16 protein-coding genes and 1 other annotated feature are annotated in these 17145 nt (G+C 40.8%); of the genes, 2 read left to right on the top strand and 14 right to left on the bottom strand.

Annotation, left to right across the window (positions count from 1 at the left end; translation table 11 throughout):
- Window positions 1-5: 5 nt before the first annotated feature.
- The 7 genes from leuC to ilvE form a co-directional block, all read right to left on the bottom strand.
- Window positions 6-1421, bottom strand: coding sequence for a 3-isopropylmalate dehydratase large subunit (gene leuC, locus BA81_RS01255; RefSeq protein WP_034279797.1), 1416 nt, complete (start codon window positions 1419-1421; stop codon window positions 6-8).
- A gap of 40 nt (window positions 1422-1461) precedes the next feature.
- Window positions 1462-2559: a 3-isopropylmalate dehydrogenase gene (leuB, locus tag BA81_RS01250; protein ID WP_034279795.1), complete on the bottom strand. Its 1098-nt coding sequence runs from the start codon at window positions 2557-2559 to the stop codon at window positions 1462-1464.
- Between the two features lie 18 nt (window positions 2560-2577).
- On the bottom strand, window positions 2578-4131 hold the full coding sequence (locus BA81_RS01245; protein ID WP_034279793.1) for a 2-isopropylmalate synthase: 1554 nt from the start codon (window positions 4129-4131) through the stop codon (window positions 2578-2580).
- Window positions 4118-5146, bottom strand: coding sequence for a ketol-acid reductoisomerase (gene ilvC / locus BA81_RS01240; protein ID WP_024423187.1), 1029 nt, complete (start codon window positions 5144-5146; stop codon window positions 4118-4120). The genes BA81_RS01245 and ilvC overlap by 14 nt, the downstream gene beginning before the upstream one ends.
- Before the next feature lie 18 nt (window positions 5147-5164).
- Window positions 5165-5683 (bottom strand): acetolactate synthase small subunit, encoded by a 519-nt coding sequence (gene ilvN / locus BA81_RS01235; RefSeq protein WP_007501584.1) that lies wholly within the window; start codon window positions 5681-5683, stop codon window positions 5165-5167.
- A complete protein-coding gene (gene ilvB / locus BA81_RS01230; protein ID WP_025092480.1) occupies window positions 5680-7404 on the bottom strand; it encodes an acetolactate synthase large subunit in 1725 nt (574 codons plus the stop codon). The genes ilvN and ilvB overlap by 4 nt, the downstream gene beginning before the upstream one ends.
- Before the next feature lie 122 nt (window positions 7405-7526).
- Window positions 7527-7774: a binding site (T-box leader), on the bottom strand.
- Window positions 7775-7782: 8 nt separating this feature from the next.
- Window positions 7783-8697: a branched-chain-amino-acid transaminase gene (ilvE, locus tag BA81_RS01225; protein WP_024427825.1), complete on the bottom strand. Its 915-nt coding sequence runs from the start codon at window positions 8695-8697 to the stop codon at window positions 7783-7785.
- A 433-nt stretch (window positions 8698-9130) separates the two neighbouring features.
- Here ilvE and BA81_RS01220 point away from each other — a divergent pair, with 433 nt between their 5' ends.
- Complete coding sequence (locus tag BA81_RS01220) at window positions 9131-10174, top strand: lactonase family protein (RefSeq protein ID WP_034279790.1); 1044 nt, start codon at window positions 9131-9133, stop codon at window positions 10172-10174.
- Between the two features lie 32 nt (window positions 10175-10206).
- On the opposite strand, the gene BA81_RS01215 is transcribed toward BA81_RS01220, so the two are convergent.
- The 6 genes from BA81_RS01215 to BA81_RS01190 all read right to left on the bottom strand — a co-directional run bounded on the left by BA81_RS01215 (window position 10207) and on the right by BA81_RS01190 (window position 14996).
- Window positions 10207-10626: a YkvA family protein gene (locus BA81_RS01215; protein WP_034279788.1), complete on the bottom strand. Its 420-nt coding sequence runs from the start codon at window positions 10624-10626 to the stop codon at window positions 10207-10209.
- 95 nt (window positions 10627-10721) lie between these two features.
- Window positions 10722-11888, bottom strand: coding sequence for a D-alanyl-lipoteichoic acid biosynthesis protein DltD (dltD, locus tag BA81_RS01210; RefSeq protein ID WP_034279785.1), 1167 nt, complete (start codon window positions 11886-11888; stop codon window positions 10722-10724).
- Entirely contained in the window at window positions 11888-12124 is a 237-nt protein-coding gene (dltC, locus tag BA81_RS01205) for a D-alanine--poly(phosphoribitol) ligase subunit 2 (protein WP_024423191.1), read from the bottom strand. The genes dltD and dltC overlap by 1 nt, the downstream gene beginning before the upstream one ends.
- A 21-nt stretch (window positions 12125-12145) precedes the next feature.
- The gene (dltB, locus tag BA81_RS01200; RefSeq protein WP_034279784.1) at window positions 12146-13330 is read right to left on the bottom strand and encodes a D-alanyl-lipoteichoic acid biosynthesis protein DltB; all 1185 of its coding nucleotides are present in this window, start codon (window positions 13328-13330) and stop codon (window positions 12146-12148) included.
- Entirely contained in the window at window positions 13327-14832 is a 1506-nt protein-coding gene (gene dltA / locus BA81_RS01195) for a D-alanine--poly(phosphoribitol) ligase subunit DltA (protein ID WP_034279782.1), read from the bottom strand. The genes dltB and dltA overlap by 4 nt, the downstream gene beginning before the upstream one ends.
- Before the next feature lie 14 nt (window positions 14833-14846).
- Window positions 14847-14996 (bottom strand): teichoic acid D-Ala incorporation-associated protein DltX, encoded by a 150-nt coding sequence (locus tag BA81_RS01190; protein WP_024427820.1) that lies wholly within the window; start codon window positions 14994-14996, stop codon window positions 14847-14849.
- Window positions 14997-15328: 332 nt separating this feature from the next.
- On the opposite strand from BA81_RS01190, the gene BA81_RS01185 reads away from it, so the two are divergent.
- Complete coding sequence (locus BA81_RS01185; RefSeq protein ID WP_034279780.1) at window positions 15329-15724, top strand: VOC family protein; 396 nt, start codon at window positions 15329-15331, stop codon at window positions 15722-15724.
- Window positions 15725-16123: 399 nt separating this feature from the next.
- On the opposite strand, the gene BA81_RS01180 is transcribed toward BA81_RS01185, so the two are convergent.
- Window positions 16124-17035 (bottom strand): DUF2971 domain-containing protein, encoded by a 912-nt coding sequence (locus BA81_RS01180; protein ID WP_034279778.1) that lies wholly within the window; start codon window positions 17033-17035, stop codon window positions 16124-16126.
- Window positions 17036-17145: the final 110 nt, after the last annotated feature.

The following is a 17145-nucleotide window of genomic DNA, read 5'->3' as shown; positions in this document are numbered from 1 at the left end:
ACTCCTTACACGACTGTTTTCTCTTGATTAAACTTCCTGACATCGACAAAGCGGCCATGTATCGCAGCCATTGCAGCCATTGCCGGGCTGACAAGATGCGTTCTCGCACCCTTCCCTTGACGCCCTTCAAAGTTACGGTTTGATGTGGACGCGCAGCGTTCACCCTCCGGTACCACATCGTTATTCATACTAAGGCACATACTGCAGCCTGATTCTCTCCATTCAAATCCTGCTTCAAGGAAGATTTCATGAAGACCTTCTTTTTCTGCTTGCAATTTGACACTTTGAGAGCCAGGCACCACAATCGCTCTGACATGATCTGCTACTTTTTGTCCTTCAATCATAGAAGCGGCTTGGCGTAAATCAGTCATTCTTGAGTTCGTACATGAGCCGATAAAGACATGCTCAATCGTAATATCTTCTATACGCTGATGCGGATGGACACCCATGTATTCATAAGCACGAATCGCTTCTTTTTGATCATCTTCTTGTGCAAAGTCCTCAGGTCCTGGGATCGATGCATCCACAGGCAGTACCATTCCTGGATTAATTCCCCACGTAACCATTGGTGAAATCTGATTTCCATCTAACACAATGGTTTTATCGTAGGTTGCACCTGGATCTGTTCTAAGTTCTTCCCATTCTTTAATAGCTGCTTCGAAGTCTTCACCCTGCGGTGCATATTTGCGGCCGCGGCAATATTCGAAGGTGACTTCATCAGGTGCAATCAATCCTGCTCTTGCGCCTGCTTCAATTGACATATTACAAACGGTCATCCGCTCATCCATCGTCATGTTTCTGAATACTTCCCCAGTGTATTCAATGACATAACCTGAGCCGAACTTCACGCCGTGCGCACCAATGACGGCTAAAATGACATCTTTGGCGGTTACCCCTTTTTGAAGCTTTCCGTCTACTCTAATTTCTAGCGTTTTCGGACGCTGCTGCCAAAGTGTTTGTGTAGAAAGTACATGTTCAACCTCACTAGTACCGATCCCAAAGGCAAGTGCACCAAATGCGCCGTGAGTTGATGTATGACTATCTCCACAAACGATTGTTTTCCCCGGAAGTGTCAATCCAAGCTCAGGTCCAACGACATGGACGATTCCTTGGTCAACACTGTAAAGGTCAGCAAGACGAACGCCAAATTCCGCACAGTTGCGCTCTAAGGCACTCACTTGCTTTTTAGCAATCTCATCTTTGATCACAAATCGATTCACAGTTGGGATGTTGTGATCCATCGTCGCAAACGTGTTTTGAGGTCTTCTCACCTTGCGCCCTTTTTGTCTTAATCCTTCAAATGCTTGAGGTGATGTCACTTCATGCACCAAGTGCAGATCAATATATAAAAGGTCTGGTTTTCCCTCGCCGCTTTTGACTACATGCTGATCCCATATTTTTTCGATGATTGTTCGAGGCATAACCCTTTTCCTCCCTCTACCTAATTCCACAAGATTCTATTTACACAATGGTTTGCACGCGCTGCTTGAGTGCGTCTACAACCGCATTAGTGATTTCTTCAGTCGTTTGATAAGTTCCCTCTTTTGCTGCTAAATCTTTTGTTCGTTTGCCAGAGGCAAGAACAGCTTCGACAGCTTCTTCTATTGCAGCCGCTTCTTCTTCTAATGCAAAGGAAGTTCTAAGCAAGCTTGCTGCTGATAAAATGGTTGCCAGAGGATTTGCAACGTTTTGCCCCGCAATATCGGGTGCTGAACCATGAATTGGCTCATATAAATGAAGACCTGTGCTTGATAAACTAGCAGATGGCAGCATGCCGAGTGATCCAGTAATCATCGAAGCTTCGTCACTTAAAATATCGCCGAACATATTCTCTGTCACAATGACATCAAATTGAGCGGGCTTGTAAATCAGCTGCATGGCAGCATTGTCGACGAGCATATGCTCAAATTCAACTTCTGGATATTGAGCAGCAACTTCTTCTACCGCATCCCGCCATAGTTTACTAGAAGCAAGAACATTCGCTTTATCTACAGACGTCACTTTTTTCCGTCTCGTTAACGCCATATCGAACGCTTCTTTTAATACGCGGACAATTTCTTCCTTTGTATAAAGGAGCGTATCAACGGCAGCTTCTTTTCCTTCATCATCCGTATAGCGTTCGCTTGGTTCACCAAAATAGAGACCGCCTGTTAATTCACGAACGATGACGAAATCGACTCCGTTAATGTGATCCTGTTTTAACGGAGATGCCCCGCTTAAACTATCGAACACCTTTACAGGGCGGATGTTTGCAAATAAGTCCAGCTGTTTACGAATGGCGAGCAGGCCTTTTTCTGGACGAAGCTCTGGCGGGTTTTGATCCCACTTTGGTCCGCCGACTGCTCCTAATAAAATCGCATCAGCGTTTTTGCATACATCTACTGTTTCCTTTGGAAGCGGGTTGTTTTTTTCATCTATTGCGATACCGCCAATGAGCGCAGTTTCAAATTCGAATTCGTGCCTAAATTGAGCCGCCGTCTCTTGAAGGACAGCAACTGCAGATGTCACGACTTCCGGTCCGATTCCATCGCCGGGCAAAAGTGCAATTTTCTTTTTCATGAGAACCTTCCTCCTTTCCTATGAGATCGCGTGATGTTTCTCAATTTCAATCAGATTTGATTTGAAGATTAAATGCCTGTTTACTGCATTGACGTAAGCTTTCGCCGATGCTTCAAGCACATCTTGCGCTACACCGCGTCCTGCTGTTTCTTTTCCTTCTATTGAAACAGTGACATATACTTCTGCTAGTGCATCTCTGCCTTTTCCATTTGATTGAATGCGGTAGTCCAGCAAATGAATTCTTTCTTCCATACAGCGCTCAAGCGTGTTGTACACAGCCTCTACACTGCCTGCACCTGTAGCTGCTTCTTGAATGACTTCCTGTGTTTCTTGATTTTTCAGAGAAACTGTTGCTGTTGGCATTTGTTCTGTTCCATAGTGCACTTGCAGACTTTCAAATTCATAGCCGATTTTTCGGTCTGCTACTTTTTCTTCTAATATAATAGAGATCAAATCATCATCTGTAATTTCTTTCTTCTTCTCTGTCAAGTTCTTGAAAGTCTCAAAGAATTTATTGATTTCGTCTTCCGTTAGTTTAAAGCCTAGTGTTTTCAGGCGGTCTTTAAACGCGTGTCTTCCGGAGTGTTTTCCAAGGACAAGCACATCTGTTGTCACACCGACAAGCTCTGGAGAAATAATTTCATAGGTTGTTTTTTCTTTGAGGAAACCATCTTGGTGAATACCTGATTCATGTGCAAATGCGTTGTTTCCAACGACTGCTTTATTACGCGGCACAATCATTCCTGAGTATTTGCTCACTACATCACTTGTACGCTTAATTTCATTCAATTGAATCGTTGATTCGACCTGGTAAAAGTCTTTTCGAATATGAAGAGCTACTGCAATTTCTTCTAAAGCGGCATTTCCAGCACGCTCGCCAATTCCGTTGACAGCCGTTTCAATTTGATCTGCTCCATTTTCAATGGCAGCAAGTGAGTTTGCCACAGCCATTCCTAGATCATCGTGACAGTGAGCGGACAAGTTGACACGGTCGATATTTGGAACGTGTTCCTTCATATATTTAAAGATGTTTCCGTACTCTTTTGGCGCTAGGTATCCAACTGTATCTGGCAAGTTAATGACACTCGCCCCAGCGTCAATCACCTTTTCTACAATTTCTGCCAAGAAAGCAAGATCTGTACGGCACGCATCTTCTGCTGACCATTGGACAACTGGAAAACGTTCTTTCGCATATTTCACCATTGCGACAGCCTGTTCTACGACTTCTTCACGTGTTTTCTTGAGTTTATGCTTCAGGTGAATGTCAGAAGTGGCAATAAAGACATGAAGCCTTGGCTCCACTCCATCTTTTAATGCTTCCCATGCAGCATCAATGTCACCTTTCACACATCGTGCAAGACCAGCTACAGAACAGCTTTTAATCGTTCTTGCTATTTCTTGTACGCCTAAGAAATCCCCTCGGGATGAAGCGGGAAATCCCGCTTCAATGATATTAACCCCAAGGCGCTCAAGCTGCTTTGCAATGATTAGCTTTTCTTGTGCATTTAAGTTCACTCCTGGAGATTGCTCTCCATCTCGAAGTGTTGTGTCAAAAAAATTAATTTTCCGCACCGACGCTCACCGCTTCCTTTTTCTTTCCTTGTTTAACGAAAGGCATCATTTCACGAAGCTTTCTACCAACGATTTCAATTTGGTGCTCATTTTCATTTGCATTGATTGCATTGAAACGCGGACGATTCACTTGGTTTTCAACAATCCATTCTTTTGCAAATGTTCCGTTTTGGATATCAGTCAAAACAGCTTTCATTGATTCTTTTACTTTTGCATCCACAACACGTGGTCCTGATACGAAGTCACCCCATTGTGCTGTATCAGAGATTGAATATCTCATGCCTTCTAAGCCTTCTTCATACATAAGGTCAACGATTAATTTTAGTTCATGCAGACACTCGAAGTATGCAAGCTCTGGCTGATAACCAGCTTCTGTTAACGTTTCGAATCCTGCTTTTACTAATGAAGTAAGACCTCCACAAAGAACTGCCTGCTCACCGAATAGATCCGTTTCTGTTTCTTCTTTAAATGTTGTTTCAAGAACGCCCGCTCTTGCTCCGCCGATTGCTTTTGCATAAGCAAGTGCTTTGTCTTTCGCTTGGCCAGATACATCTTGATAGATAGCAAATAGGGCAGGTACACCAGCGCCTTGCTCATATGTTCTTCTCACAAGATGTCCTGGACCTTTCGGAGCTACAAGATACACGTCTACGTCACTTGGAGGAACAATTTGATGGAAGTGAACGTTGAATCCGTGTGCGAATACAAGTGAGTTGCCAGCTTCTAATTGATCTTTGATTTCTTCATCATATACTTTCTTTTGCTGCTCATCTGGAAGTAGTACCATGACTACGTCTGCTTGTGCTGCTGCTTCTTTTACTGTAAATACTTGATGACCGTCTTCTTGTGCTTTTGTATAAGATCCGCCTTTTCTTACGCCGACGATCACATCTACGCCGCTTTCTTTTAAGTTCAATGCATGTGCATGACCTTGTGATCCGTAGCCAATGATCGCTACCTTTTGACCATTTAATACGTTTTCTTGAATATCACCGTTATAATATACTTTTACCATTTGACTCTCTCCTTTTGTTTAGACAATTGAAATTGTTTTATTTGTTTGCGGCTTTTGCTGATTATCTCTCGCAAAGGCCGTGGTGCCAGTTCTGGCGACTTCTTTAATGCCGTATGGCTTAAGTAATTCAATGAGTGCTTCAATTTTTGAAGACTCACCTGTCACCTGAATGACGACACTCTCTCTGCTTACATCTACAATAGAAGCTCTAAAAGGTTCAATGACCCCCGTGATCTCCATTCTTGATGCTGGTGCAGATACGACTTTTATCAAAGCCAGCTCTCGCTGAACGATTGATTGGTTTGTAATGTCTGTTACTTTCAGAACATCGATTTGTTTGTTCAGCTGTTTTGTCAGCTGTTCGATGTCTTTTTCCTGGTCTACATGGACGACGAACGTGATGCGTGATACATCTTGAATCTCAGAATGGCCGACCGTAATGCTTTCAATGTTGTAGTGTCTTTTAGTAAAGAGGCCTGTGATTCTGTTCAGTACGCCTGATCGATTTAATACAGTCAACACAATAATTCTTTTCAAGGTTTCACCCCCACCATCTCATGAAGTCCTTTCCCCGGTGCTACCATCGGGAATACTTTTTCATCTCTCGCTACATTGACATCGATGAAAACAGGCTCTCTAGAGGTTAAGGCTTCTTCAAGCTTTTCTTTCGCCTCTTCGTCTGATGAGATTCTGATTCCTTTAATGCCATAAGCTTCAGATAATTTGACGAAGTCTGGCTGCTCTGAAAATTTAGAATGTGAGTAGCGTTCTTCGTAGAAAATTTCTTGCCATTGTCTTACCATTCCAAGGCTGTGATTATTGAGTACAATCACTTTGACTGGAAGGTTCAGCTCACGGATAACGGCAAGTTCTTGCAGGGTCATTTGGAAACCTCCGTCTCCTAAAATTGCCACAACAGTTGCCTCTTGATCAGCCAGCTGAGCGCCGATGGCTGCTGGTAATCCGAAGCCCATTGTGCCAAGACCTCCAGATGTTACCCACTTATCTGCATTTTCAAATGGATAGAACTGCGCCGCCCACATTTGATGCTGTCCGACATCAGTTGCGACAATGGCTTCACCTTTTGTGAATTGATGAATGTATTCAATCAGCTTTTGAGGCTTAAAGCCTTCTGCTTCGTTTTCAACGTACCAGAGTGGATATTCTTCCTTCCACTGATCTAATTGATTTTTCCATTCGTCTGATTCCCCTTGCTTCCCGTCCTGCTTGATCAGCTCTTCAAGAACGAGCTTACTGTCTCCAACTACCGGGATATGGGTATGAATGTTCTTGCCGATTTCCGCTGGGTCGATGTCAATATGAGCCACCTTCGCATGTTTCGCAAAATGATTGAGGTTGCCTGTTACCCTGTCATCAAATCTTGCTCCGATTGAAATAAGCAGATCACATTGATGAAGAGCCATGTTCGCTGCATATGTGCCATGCATACCGGCCATCCCTAGGAAAAGAGGATGCTTTGCCGGGAATCCGCCAAGTCCAAGCAATGTATGAGCGACTGGGATTTGCTGCTGCTCTACATACTGTCTTAATTCTTCAGATGCTTTGCCATGAAGAACGCCAGCTCCTGCTAGAATAACTGGTTTCTTCGCTCTGCTGACAGCTTCTACTAATTTGCGAATTTGCAAATAGTTCGGCTCTACTTTTGGCTGATAACCAGGTAAATCAATTGGCTGATCATATTCAAACGTTCCTTCAATGCCTGCAACATCTTTTGGAATATCAATCAAAACTGGACCAGGTCTGCCTGTTGTTGCGATATGGAATGCCTCTTTAATGACACCCGGTAATTCCTCTGGATTTCTTACTTGGTAGCTGTGCTTTGTAATTGGCATTGTGATGCCGAGTACATCTGCTTCTTGGAAAGCATCCGATCCAATGACTGACGTTGCCACCTGCCCTGTGAATACAACAAGGGGAAGTGAATCAATCATCGCATCTGCAATTCCTGTCACAAGGTTTGTCGCTCCCGGCCCTGATGTGGCTATGACAACACCCGGTTTACCAGATACTCTTGCGTATCCTTCTGCTGCGTGAATCGCTCCCTGCTCATGTCTTGGCAGGACATGAAATAAACCAGAATCGTAAATTTTATCGTAGATTGGCAAAACCGCTCCGCCCGGATAGCCGAAAATGACTTCTACTTTTTCTCTTTTAAGTGCTTCAATTAACATGAGTGCACCGTTCATCGTTTGTGGCGCTTTTGATTTTTCTGTCTCCATTTGTACATTTGTCCCCATTTGATTTCCTCCTCTTTGTCTTGCTTCAGTCAAGTCCTTTCACCCTTTTCTATTCAAGATAGAGATATGAGACCATATAAAAAAGCCTTCTCACCCCACAATGACACTACTTTTCACTAGGTCAAAGGGGCGAAAAAGCTTTGTTTTTTCGCGGTACCACCCTTGTTCACGGCATATCCTGCTGCCGTCTCATGGACATCTTTCGTCCATTTTGGTAACGAGTGAGCAATGTCACTCGGTCTGCCCTACTATCATTTCAAGCAGACACTCAGAGGTGAGTTCACTTTAGAAAGTAACACCGGTTTCCAGCTAGCACCGGCTCTCTGTAGATACTGACTCTAAAGCTACTAGTCCTCTTCAACGTTTATCGATATCTATTTAGCTTGCATGAATGTTTTCATCTGCAAAAACGACTTTTTCTCCTTCTTCAACTACTCGCTTGCGGAATTGTTCAAGAAGTTTGTTTGTGTGGAATCCAGGTTTCCCTTCACCGATTGTACGGCCGTCAACTTTTACAACGGCGATGACTTCGGCTGCGGTTCCTGTTAGAAATACTTCTTCAGCTGTATACACATCGTGTCTTGTGAATGGTTCTTCTTTCACTTCGTATCCTAAGTCTTCTGCAATCTCCATGATGGCATTTCTTGTGATGCCTTCAAGTGCGCCGATATAACCTGGCGGTGTATAAAGCTTGCCTTTTTTATAAATAAACACGTTGTCTGCAGAACCTTCCGCCACGTACCCTTGATCGTTCAGCATCAGCGCTTCACTCACACCGGCCATATGGGCTTCGATTCGGACAAGAATGTTATTCAAATAATTTAATGATTTCACTTTTGGGCTAAGGACATCTGGACGATTTCGTCTTGTTGGAACAGTTACAATATCGATACCCGTTTCATATAGGTGCTTTGGAAAAATGGCCAGCGGCTCTACAATGATCACTGTATTGGCTCTCCCGCAGTTGTTAGGATCTAATCCAAGATCACCTGCTCCTCTTGAGACGACAAGGCGGATATAGGCATCCTTTAGTCCGTTCCTTTCAACTGTATGAATCATTTTCTCCGTGAGTTCCTCAAGTGAATATGGAATGTTCAGCATAATGGATCTGGCGGAATCATACAGGCGGTCTAAATGTTCTTTCATTCGAAAGATATTTCCGTTATATACGCGAATCCCTTCGAACACACCGTCGCCATATAAGAAGCCATGATCGTAAACTGAAATTTTCGCATCCTCTTTTTTCACGAGTTCATCGTTTAAAAAGATCCACTGTTCCTTTTGGTCTTCCATTTTCAGTGAGCACCCTCTCTTTCAAACAAAAAGTAGTTGAATTTTCAGACACTTTATATTGAAGTGTCTCTCGCTTGCACTGCGTGTTTGTTTAGCTTTTGTTGAACCCATCTTACGCCGCTTTCCATACAGTGTCAACAGCATTTTTAAAATTATTAGACAATTTAGACTAATCAAAATTAAATGTATACGCTTACACCTTTGCTAGACAAGGAATGAAAAAACTTAAAATTTTTTGTATTTTTTCTTCAATTTATTTACTTTACATGAACGCTTTTCTTTTGAGAAAACTTTTGTGATATTTTTTCACATGATTTTTGATGAATATTGTGAGATTTCATTGACTTTGTTTTTTCTTTTGGCATGCCTTTCTAAAGCGTTTTCCTATGAATTTATGATAGAATGAGAGCATCTAATAGAAGGAGGGCAATACATGGCTAACATCAGAGGTTATATCGGTACGTATACTAAGGGAGACAGTAAAGGCGTTTATACGTTTACATTAAATACGGACAAGCAGCAGATTGAGCAAGTAGAAGTCGCTGCGGAACTTGAAAATCCTACATATTTAACCGTGTCAGAGGATCAAAAGTTTGTTTATGCTGTTGTGAAAAAAGGATCACAGGGCGGCCTTGCTGCGTATCAAATTGATTCAACAACAGGCAGACTTCACTTCATCAACCAAGAGCTTGCCGATGGAGCTTCTCCTTGCCACGTCAGCGTGGACAGTCAAACGAAAACGGCGTATACAGCGAACTATCATAAAGGGACAGCAGAGATGTATGAAATCGATGCTGAAAATGGCTCAGTGATCCGCACGCTGTCACAGGCGCAGCATGAAGGAACTGGCCCTAACGAAGATCGTCAGGAAAAACCGCACACTCACTTTATGGGTCTCACGCCAGATGAACAATTTGCAGTAGCTGTTGACCTTGGAACAGATGGAATTTATACGTATAAGAAAGAAGACGGCAAACTTGAGCTTGCTCATACATTTGAAACAAAGCCTGGCAGCGGACCTCGTCATATCACATTCCACCCAACGAAACCTGTGGCATATGTAATGACAGAGCTAAGCTCAGAGGTCATTGTGCTTCGTTACTTTGAAGATGGTCATTTTGAAGAGATCCAAACAATCGCGACCATTCCAAGCGATTTTACAGAGAACAATCAAGGCAGTGCCATTCATGTCTCTTCAGACGGACAATTTGTTTATGCAGGAAATCGCGGTCATGATAGCATTGCGATTTTTAAAGCAGATGATGACGGCCAATTAAGCCTAGTCGAGATTGCTTCTTCTGAAGGAAACTGGCCTAGAGATTTTGTGCTTGATCCAACAGAAGAATTCCTCGTCGGTTCAAACCAAGAATCTAGCAATCTTGTGTTATACAAACGCGACAAAGAAACAGGACGTCTCACTGTCTTACAATCAGACATTACCGTCCCTCATCCAGTTTGCGTGAAATTTTTAGGGTAAAGAAAAAAGCCTCCAATAACGGAGGCTTTTCTTCATGCAGACGGCATACCGCCATCCTCAAGCTTTTGATCAATCAGAGACGTATCCGTTTTTTCACCGAACCATTTTGACAGCCTGTCTTTTGCTTTCCCTTTCACATCATCATCAATGTACATCGCTACTTGAAGCAAAGCAAATGTGATGGCTCCTAAATCATCTGTGTAGCCGACGCCAATCAATGTATCCGGAATGAGATCAAGTGGAAGGATAAAATAGCCGAGTGCTCCAATAATCAAGGTCTTTGCTTTGACCGGCACTTCGGGTTTTTGCAATGTATAGTAAAGTAATAGCACAGCATAGACAAGAGAGACACCAGCTTTTTGTGCCGTCTTTTTTAACTTTTCCCAAAAGGCATGATCATTAAAATGCTTCTTTGAACGCTTTAATAGTTCTTTTTTCTCAGAACGATTCATCATATCGCCTCCATCTACAGCATAGCCCTTTTCCCTCAGTTATACAAGATATCCGCTGATTCGACAAACAAAAAGCAGCAGAAAGCTGCTGCATTCTACTGCTCTTTGTAAAACTTTTCAATTGCCTTATCGATGTACACCCATCCTTTATAAGACACATGAATCGTATCTTTAAAGAAATATGGATCGTACTCATGCTTAGTCAAATCCGCGACTTCATACCCATTATCTCGAATTTGACGATTGATTTTTTCATAATAACCTGTACGGCCTTCTTTCGGAAAACCGGTGTAATCATACCACTTTCCGTTGACAGGAATCGTCACAAACAAAGGCTTCGCCCCTGCCTGTTTTAAAATATCCAGCATGATTTGAAAATCTTTGTATTCTGGTGATTCCGCATAAGAATGACCTTCACGGGAATCCTTCATCTTTTTCATAATCGGTTTCAGCTTGTGGTCAAACAGTTTTTGGTTAATATAAAACGGGTTGTCCCCTGCTCTTTTCGCACCAAAAATGCTCGCTTCTTTTTCAAGCTCAGCCCATGTTTTTCCTTTGACTGAAGGAGACGGTTGAAGCTTGCGCGCATGCCCCGATCCAATCGTATAGTACATGTCTTTCTTTTGAAGCATACCATAATACATTTTCGCAATAGGAGAAATCGCGCCATAAGCGAACTTGTTCCCAGATAGCTCTGCTTTAAAAAGCTCTGTAATCACCATGTCGTTTTTGACTGCTTTAAACTTCATGATTCTTTTAATCAGTTCTTTTTTCACAGTTGGATCAATTTCTTTATTATAGGCGAGATTCAGCGCTTGAAGCGCTGAATAGTTAGGTGCAAAGTGATTCTCGTCAGATCCCCATTTCACAAACCACTGCGGAGACACGATAAATACAAGCTTCTTCCCTTTTAATTCATCCATATGCGCTGCGAAGTTCATCGCATGAATTAATGATTGCGATCCACCTTTTCCAATAAGATAAGGTGTAAACCCTTGAGGATTCTCATGAAAGAAATTCGAAGGGTGATATGGATCAAAACGTGATAGTTCAGAAGATCCATAGATCGGCAAATAAGTTGGATCTTTTAGCATTTCATCTTGTAAATAGAGCCCTTGAAACATCCCTGGATCTAATTCTGTGGCTGACTTTTGTAATTTGTCTTTTGGGATCAGGTGTGAGAGCCATGCATTTGGTACAAGAAGAACACCAATGAATAGAACAGCCGCTAAAATAAGCGGCCCAAAAAAACGCTTTTTCATTACTTCATCTCTGCCAGCTGCTCAGCAATATGATTCGGCGTATCCCACACATCACGATCGAATTCTGTAATCGGAACAGTGATTCCGAGTTGACTTTCAATTGCCATAAGCAGTTCTACTGTACCAAATGAATCAAGAAGACCTTCTTCAAAAATCGCAATCTCTGGATTTTCTTTCACAACGTCATCCTGACAAACCTCTGCAATAATACCGTATACTTGATTTTTAAATTCCATAATTTTCTACTCCCTTAATCATTAATGATGAAATGGTTTTCCTGAAAAAATATAAAATCCGAAACAAATCACATGGAATGTAATAATGATCGACACAACCATTGTGACCTTATTATCCGGCCACCACTTGTGCTTTTTATTCCATTTCTCAAATAAATTGTAACCGGACATGACAACTGCATGATATAGTCCGTAAATAATATATTGAAGGGCAAGACCATGCCAAGCACCCATCAATAGAAATAGGACAAAGTACCCAATGTTTGATACAGCCATTCGGTTCTTGATCCACTTCTTTTTAGTCATAAAGAACACAAATCTCATAAACACGTAGTCTCTGAACCAGAAGGACAGGGACATGTGCCAGCGATTCCAGAAGTCTTTAATGTTTCGGCTGATAAACGGTTTATTAAAGTTCTCTGGTGATTTAATCCCCATCATATAACTCACACCTACAGCAAATGCTGTATATCCAGCAAAGTCAAAGAACAAATACATGCTGTAAGCATACATATATGTTAACTGCTGAACAAAGTGACTGCTGCTAATGTGATGGATATTCATCAGAATATATGTGTGAATCAGATAGCCAATAATGAACTTATATAAGAAGCCAATAAAAATTTTATGAATACCGGCATATAGAAGATCACTGTATGCTTCTTTTTCAGGCGGCGTATCCATATCCTTTTCAAATCGGCGGTAACGGTCAATCGGACCTGATGAAATCGTCGGGAAAAAGACAATGAAATAGACCAAACGGTGAATCGGAATTTTCTTCTTAATCAAGCCGTCTCTTGTCTCGATAATTAACTGAACACCTTTAAATGTTAAGTATGAGATTCCCAAAAAGCTCAGCCAGTTCATTGGCGCCGGCTGGTGCGGCTGATGAGTTAAAAAGAACGGTAAAATCTTTGACAGCACAAGCGGCAAAATAGATGCCACCACTGCTGCATAGAAAACAGATGCCTGATTCGCCTTTAACCGATATGCAAGGTACAGGCGGATGATGAAGACTTGCCACACCGTGAACAAGAAGAGCAGCAGCGCGCCATGGGCATCCTTTGAGAAAATAAGTGCCAGCGCCACCACCGTTGCAAACATGTTGTAGCCCTGCATTCTTTTGCCGCGAAGACCAAGAATGATCGTCGGCAAAAGAAGAATACCAATTAGAATGAAGAAAAAGAATGAACTAAACGGAATCATAGAAGAACCTCTTTCGCGATTCTCTTACGGTCAACCTTCCCGTTTGGCGTCATGTACAGCTGCTCAAGATACACAAATTTTCTTGGAATCATGTACGCTGGCAGTGAATCCGCCATTTCCTTCTTAATCGCACTTGTCAGCTGATACTCTTTTTCAAATGGATGAGCTGCTGGAACAATCGCTGCAATCAAGTACTCGACATGACCGTTTGGCTGGAATGGCACAATCACACAAGCATTGACATAGGTTGTCTCGCTCACATGATATTCAATTTCTTCAAGCTCCATCCGATATCCATGAAGCTTAATTTGATAGTCGAGACGGCCATGGCACGTAATTAATCCATCCTGCGCCACACCTGCGTCACCTGTACGGTAAGCAGGGCGTCCCTCGTATTCAAAGAACACTTTATCCGTTAAGGCTTGTTCACCTAAGTAGCCTCTCGTGACGCTTGGGCCCACGATGACAATTTCCCCTTTTTCACCATCAGGAAGTGTCTTGCCTTCTTCATCTAAAATGACGATGTCTGTATCAGGTTTGGCATAGCCGACTGGTAAAGAATCGTGCTGATCAAGAATCGCCTGCGTGACTTCAATTGATGTGATCGCAACAGTTGCTTCAGTCGGACCATACGTATTAAAGACCTGCGCCTTTGGAAAACGCTCCAGAAGTGCACTTGCTACAGCTACAGGAAGCGCCTCACCGCAGAACAAGAAAACTTTCAGCTCAGGTAAAAGCTCCCCTGTAAAGGAAGGGTCCATTAAGCACATTTGCACAAAAGAAGGTGTTGATGTCCACACTTCAACGTCAGATTGACCAAGTGCTGCAAACATATCCTTTGGCTTATTGACGAGATCTTTTACTAAACAGTAAAGCGTGCCGCCTGATTGAAGCGCTGGATAAAGATCCATCACTGATAAGTCAAAAGAAAATGGTGCTTGATTTAAGAATGTGCGTCCCTCACCAATTGGGAAGTCACGGCACATCCAATCTGTAAAGCTTTCTAAATTATTGGCTGTTACCTGAACGCCTTTCGGTTTTCCGGTACTGCCAGACGTATAAATGATGTAAAAAACATCATCTTGTTGAACCCACTGCGTGGATGGCGGTGCTTCTTTTTCAAGTGCTAAAAGCGATGCCGCACTCTTCACTTCAATGTGCTCTTCTACATCTAATACATTCTGCTCATTTGCACAAATCAATAGACTGGCTTTTGAGCTTTCAATAATTGAGACGATACGCTCGACAGGTATTGAGATATCGACCGGAATATACGGTCTGCCTGATTTCACACTGCCTAAGAAAGAAATCAGCATCTCTGGCTCCATATGACCGTATACAATGACAGGTTCACTGCCAGCTGCGACTGCATCGATCGCACCAGCCATTTGGTCTGATAAATGCCAAAGCTCATCATATGTGATCGATGCATGTTGAGAAACAAATGCTGGCTGTGTTGGTTTCGTTTGCTGGTATTCATGAATCGTTTGTAATAGTTTCATAATTTAATCTCCAATTAAAAATCGTTGTAAATGAATGATCCCGTATTTGCTGTGTGGAATCCGTAAATAAAGAACAATAATAGCAAAATAAGTAAGTAAAAGCTTGTATATCCTATCCATTTTACAGACTTATTTTCTGATAGCTTTTTGAATAGCATATTGATAACCTCTTTTCTTTTGACACTTATAGAGACGCATGACTCATTCAAAGAGTTTCATATCAAACCATAAAAATTTTAAGAAATGCTAAAAAAATGTCGAACCTTGGAACGTCTCTTTTGAGCAAAGCTGTCTTATTGTAACAAAGATTTAATGTATTTGAAATGAAATTCGATCTTAAATTTGCCTTAAAATTGCTGAAAGCTGTCGAGAAGCAGCATATTCTTCTTTAGATTTATTCATTAACAGTTAAACCATTAAATAGAGTTCCATATTCATCTGAATTAAGTTACATTAAGTCATATAATAATTAATCTTCTAAATGGGGGTTCTTCTATTGTCAAAAGGACTGATTCATCATATTGAACTAAATGTTTCGAATTTAAAGAATTCGATTATTTTTTGGGGGTGGTTTTTAGAGGAGTTAGGCTACGAGCCGTATCAAACCTGGGAAAGCGGTCGAAGTTGGAAATTGGGAGAAACTTATATCGTTTTCGTACAAACGGAGAAACGATTTATGGGCATACCCTATCATAGACGCAGGTCAGGTCTAAACCACCTGGCTTTTCATGCCAGTTCCCGGCAGCAAGTAGATGATATGACTGAAAAGTTAAAAAGCATGGGTGTTAAAATTCTTTATACCGATACACACCCCTTCGCAGGCGGCGATAAACATTACGCTGCTTATTTTGAAGATCCTGATAGAATGAAAGTTGAATTGGTGGCACCTTGAATTGAATTAAGAAAGGCTGTATCGACTTTTAACATTCTCAATCCATTTAACAAAAAAGAAGAGCGATTAAATTTAAGTAGCCGTGCTCTTCTTTATGTTTCAATATATTTATTACTCATTATCTATTTCATGTGAATCTGTTTAAAAATTAATTTCATAATAACTAAACGTATATATCCCTAAATCTTATGTAATATCCATATATATTGTTCTCCAAATAGACTACCAATAATCCATTTCTATAATTATGGCCAACTACGGGCTTTTAGTCATATCGAATGCGCTTGACATTTTCCCTTTCAAACAAATCATTCTCAAATAAGTGGTCACTGCTTAAAAAGTGAACCTATACTTAAGATAGGATTCAAAACTTATTTATAGCAAAATAAATTAGTACTATTAAAATCGATATGGGATTCGTGATTTCTTGATCTCATCAGGGGAAATATCAATTTCTTTTAATTCGAGAAATTTACGAAGCCCCTCTAAATTAATATCCATATTGTTCTTTGGTCCAATAGTAACACCTGAAACTACATCTTTATGAAATTTTCTTTCAATATAAGGAATAAAAGTTCCACTTGATATTCTACATTGGTAAGTTTCATCATTTCCAACTGTATGCAAAGCAATTCTAAACTCTTCTTCTTGAGCAAAGCACTCATCTTTAAAAAAAATAGAAACCATATGTATTAGCTCTAAAGCAGAAGATAAATGTATTAAGGTATTCGACACTTCATCCGTCATTTCATCATTCTTTAAAATATTGAATACTTTTTTTAATAATGATTTCAAAATAGTTTTTTGATCATCAACATCATAATTTACATAAGAAGCCAGCAAATAAGTATTAGTATCTTTGAAACTCTTGACTAAATTTTCATAATCAAACATAATACAATATCCATCATTTTGTGAATAATTTGACCATAGTAAATTTGAATCTGGATTAATACAAAATGAAAGAGAGTAGTAATTCTTTTTATTCTGAACAAAATACATATCGATTAATAATTCATATATATTCATAATCATTTTAGTTCTAATCTCATTTAAACCTTCATCTTTACATAAAGAAAGCAAAATTTCTTGGCTTAAATTAAATGTATACTTAATTTCTGTCTTGTCATTTAAAAAATCAATATGAGAAATCCAAAATGAGTTATTTTCTAGAATTCCCTTAAAACCATATATATCTGTGTAATGATATATCTTACGAGGTGGCTTTTTTTTAGATAATATCGGCCTCATGCTTCTTTGAAAGAATTCACTGTATTCATGTGCATGAGCACCTCTTGTTATTACTTTCAATATATTCACTCCTAAAATTATTGTCCTAATTATTAATATATCTTATTTGGAAAATTCGGTAAATATTTAAGTAGAGGCACTATTATCAACCTTACAGCAAATCAATAAAC

The organism is Bacillus safensis FO-36b (assembly GCF_000691165.1).
GTDB lineage: Bacteria > Bacillota > Bacilli > Bacillales > Bacillaceae > Bacillus > Bacillus safensis.
The sequence above is the reverse complement of the archived record's forward strand: the minus strand, read 5'-3'. Positions and strand labels throughout refer to the sequence as shown.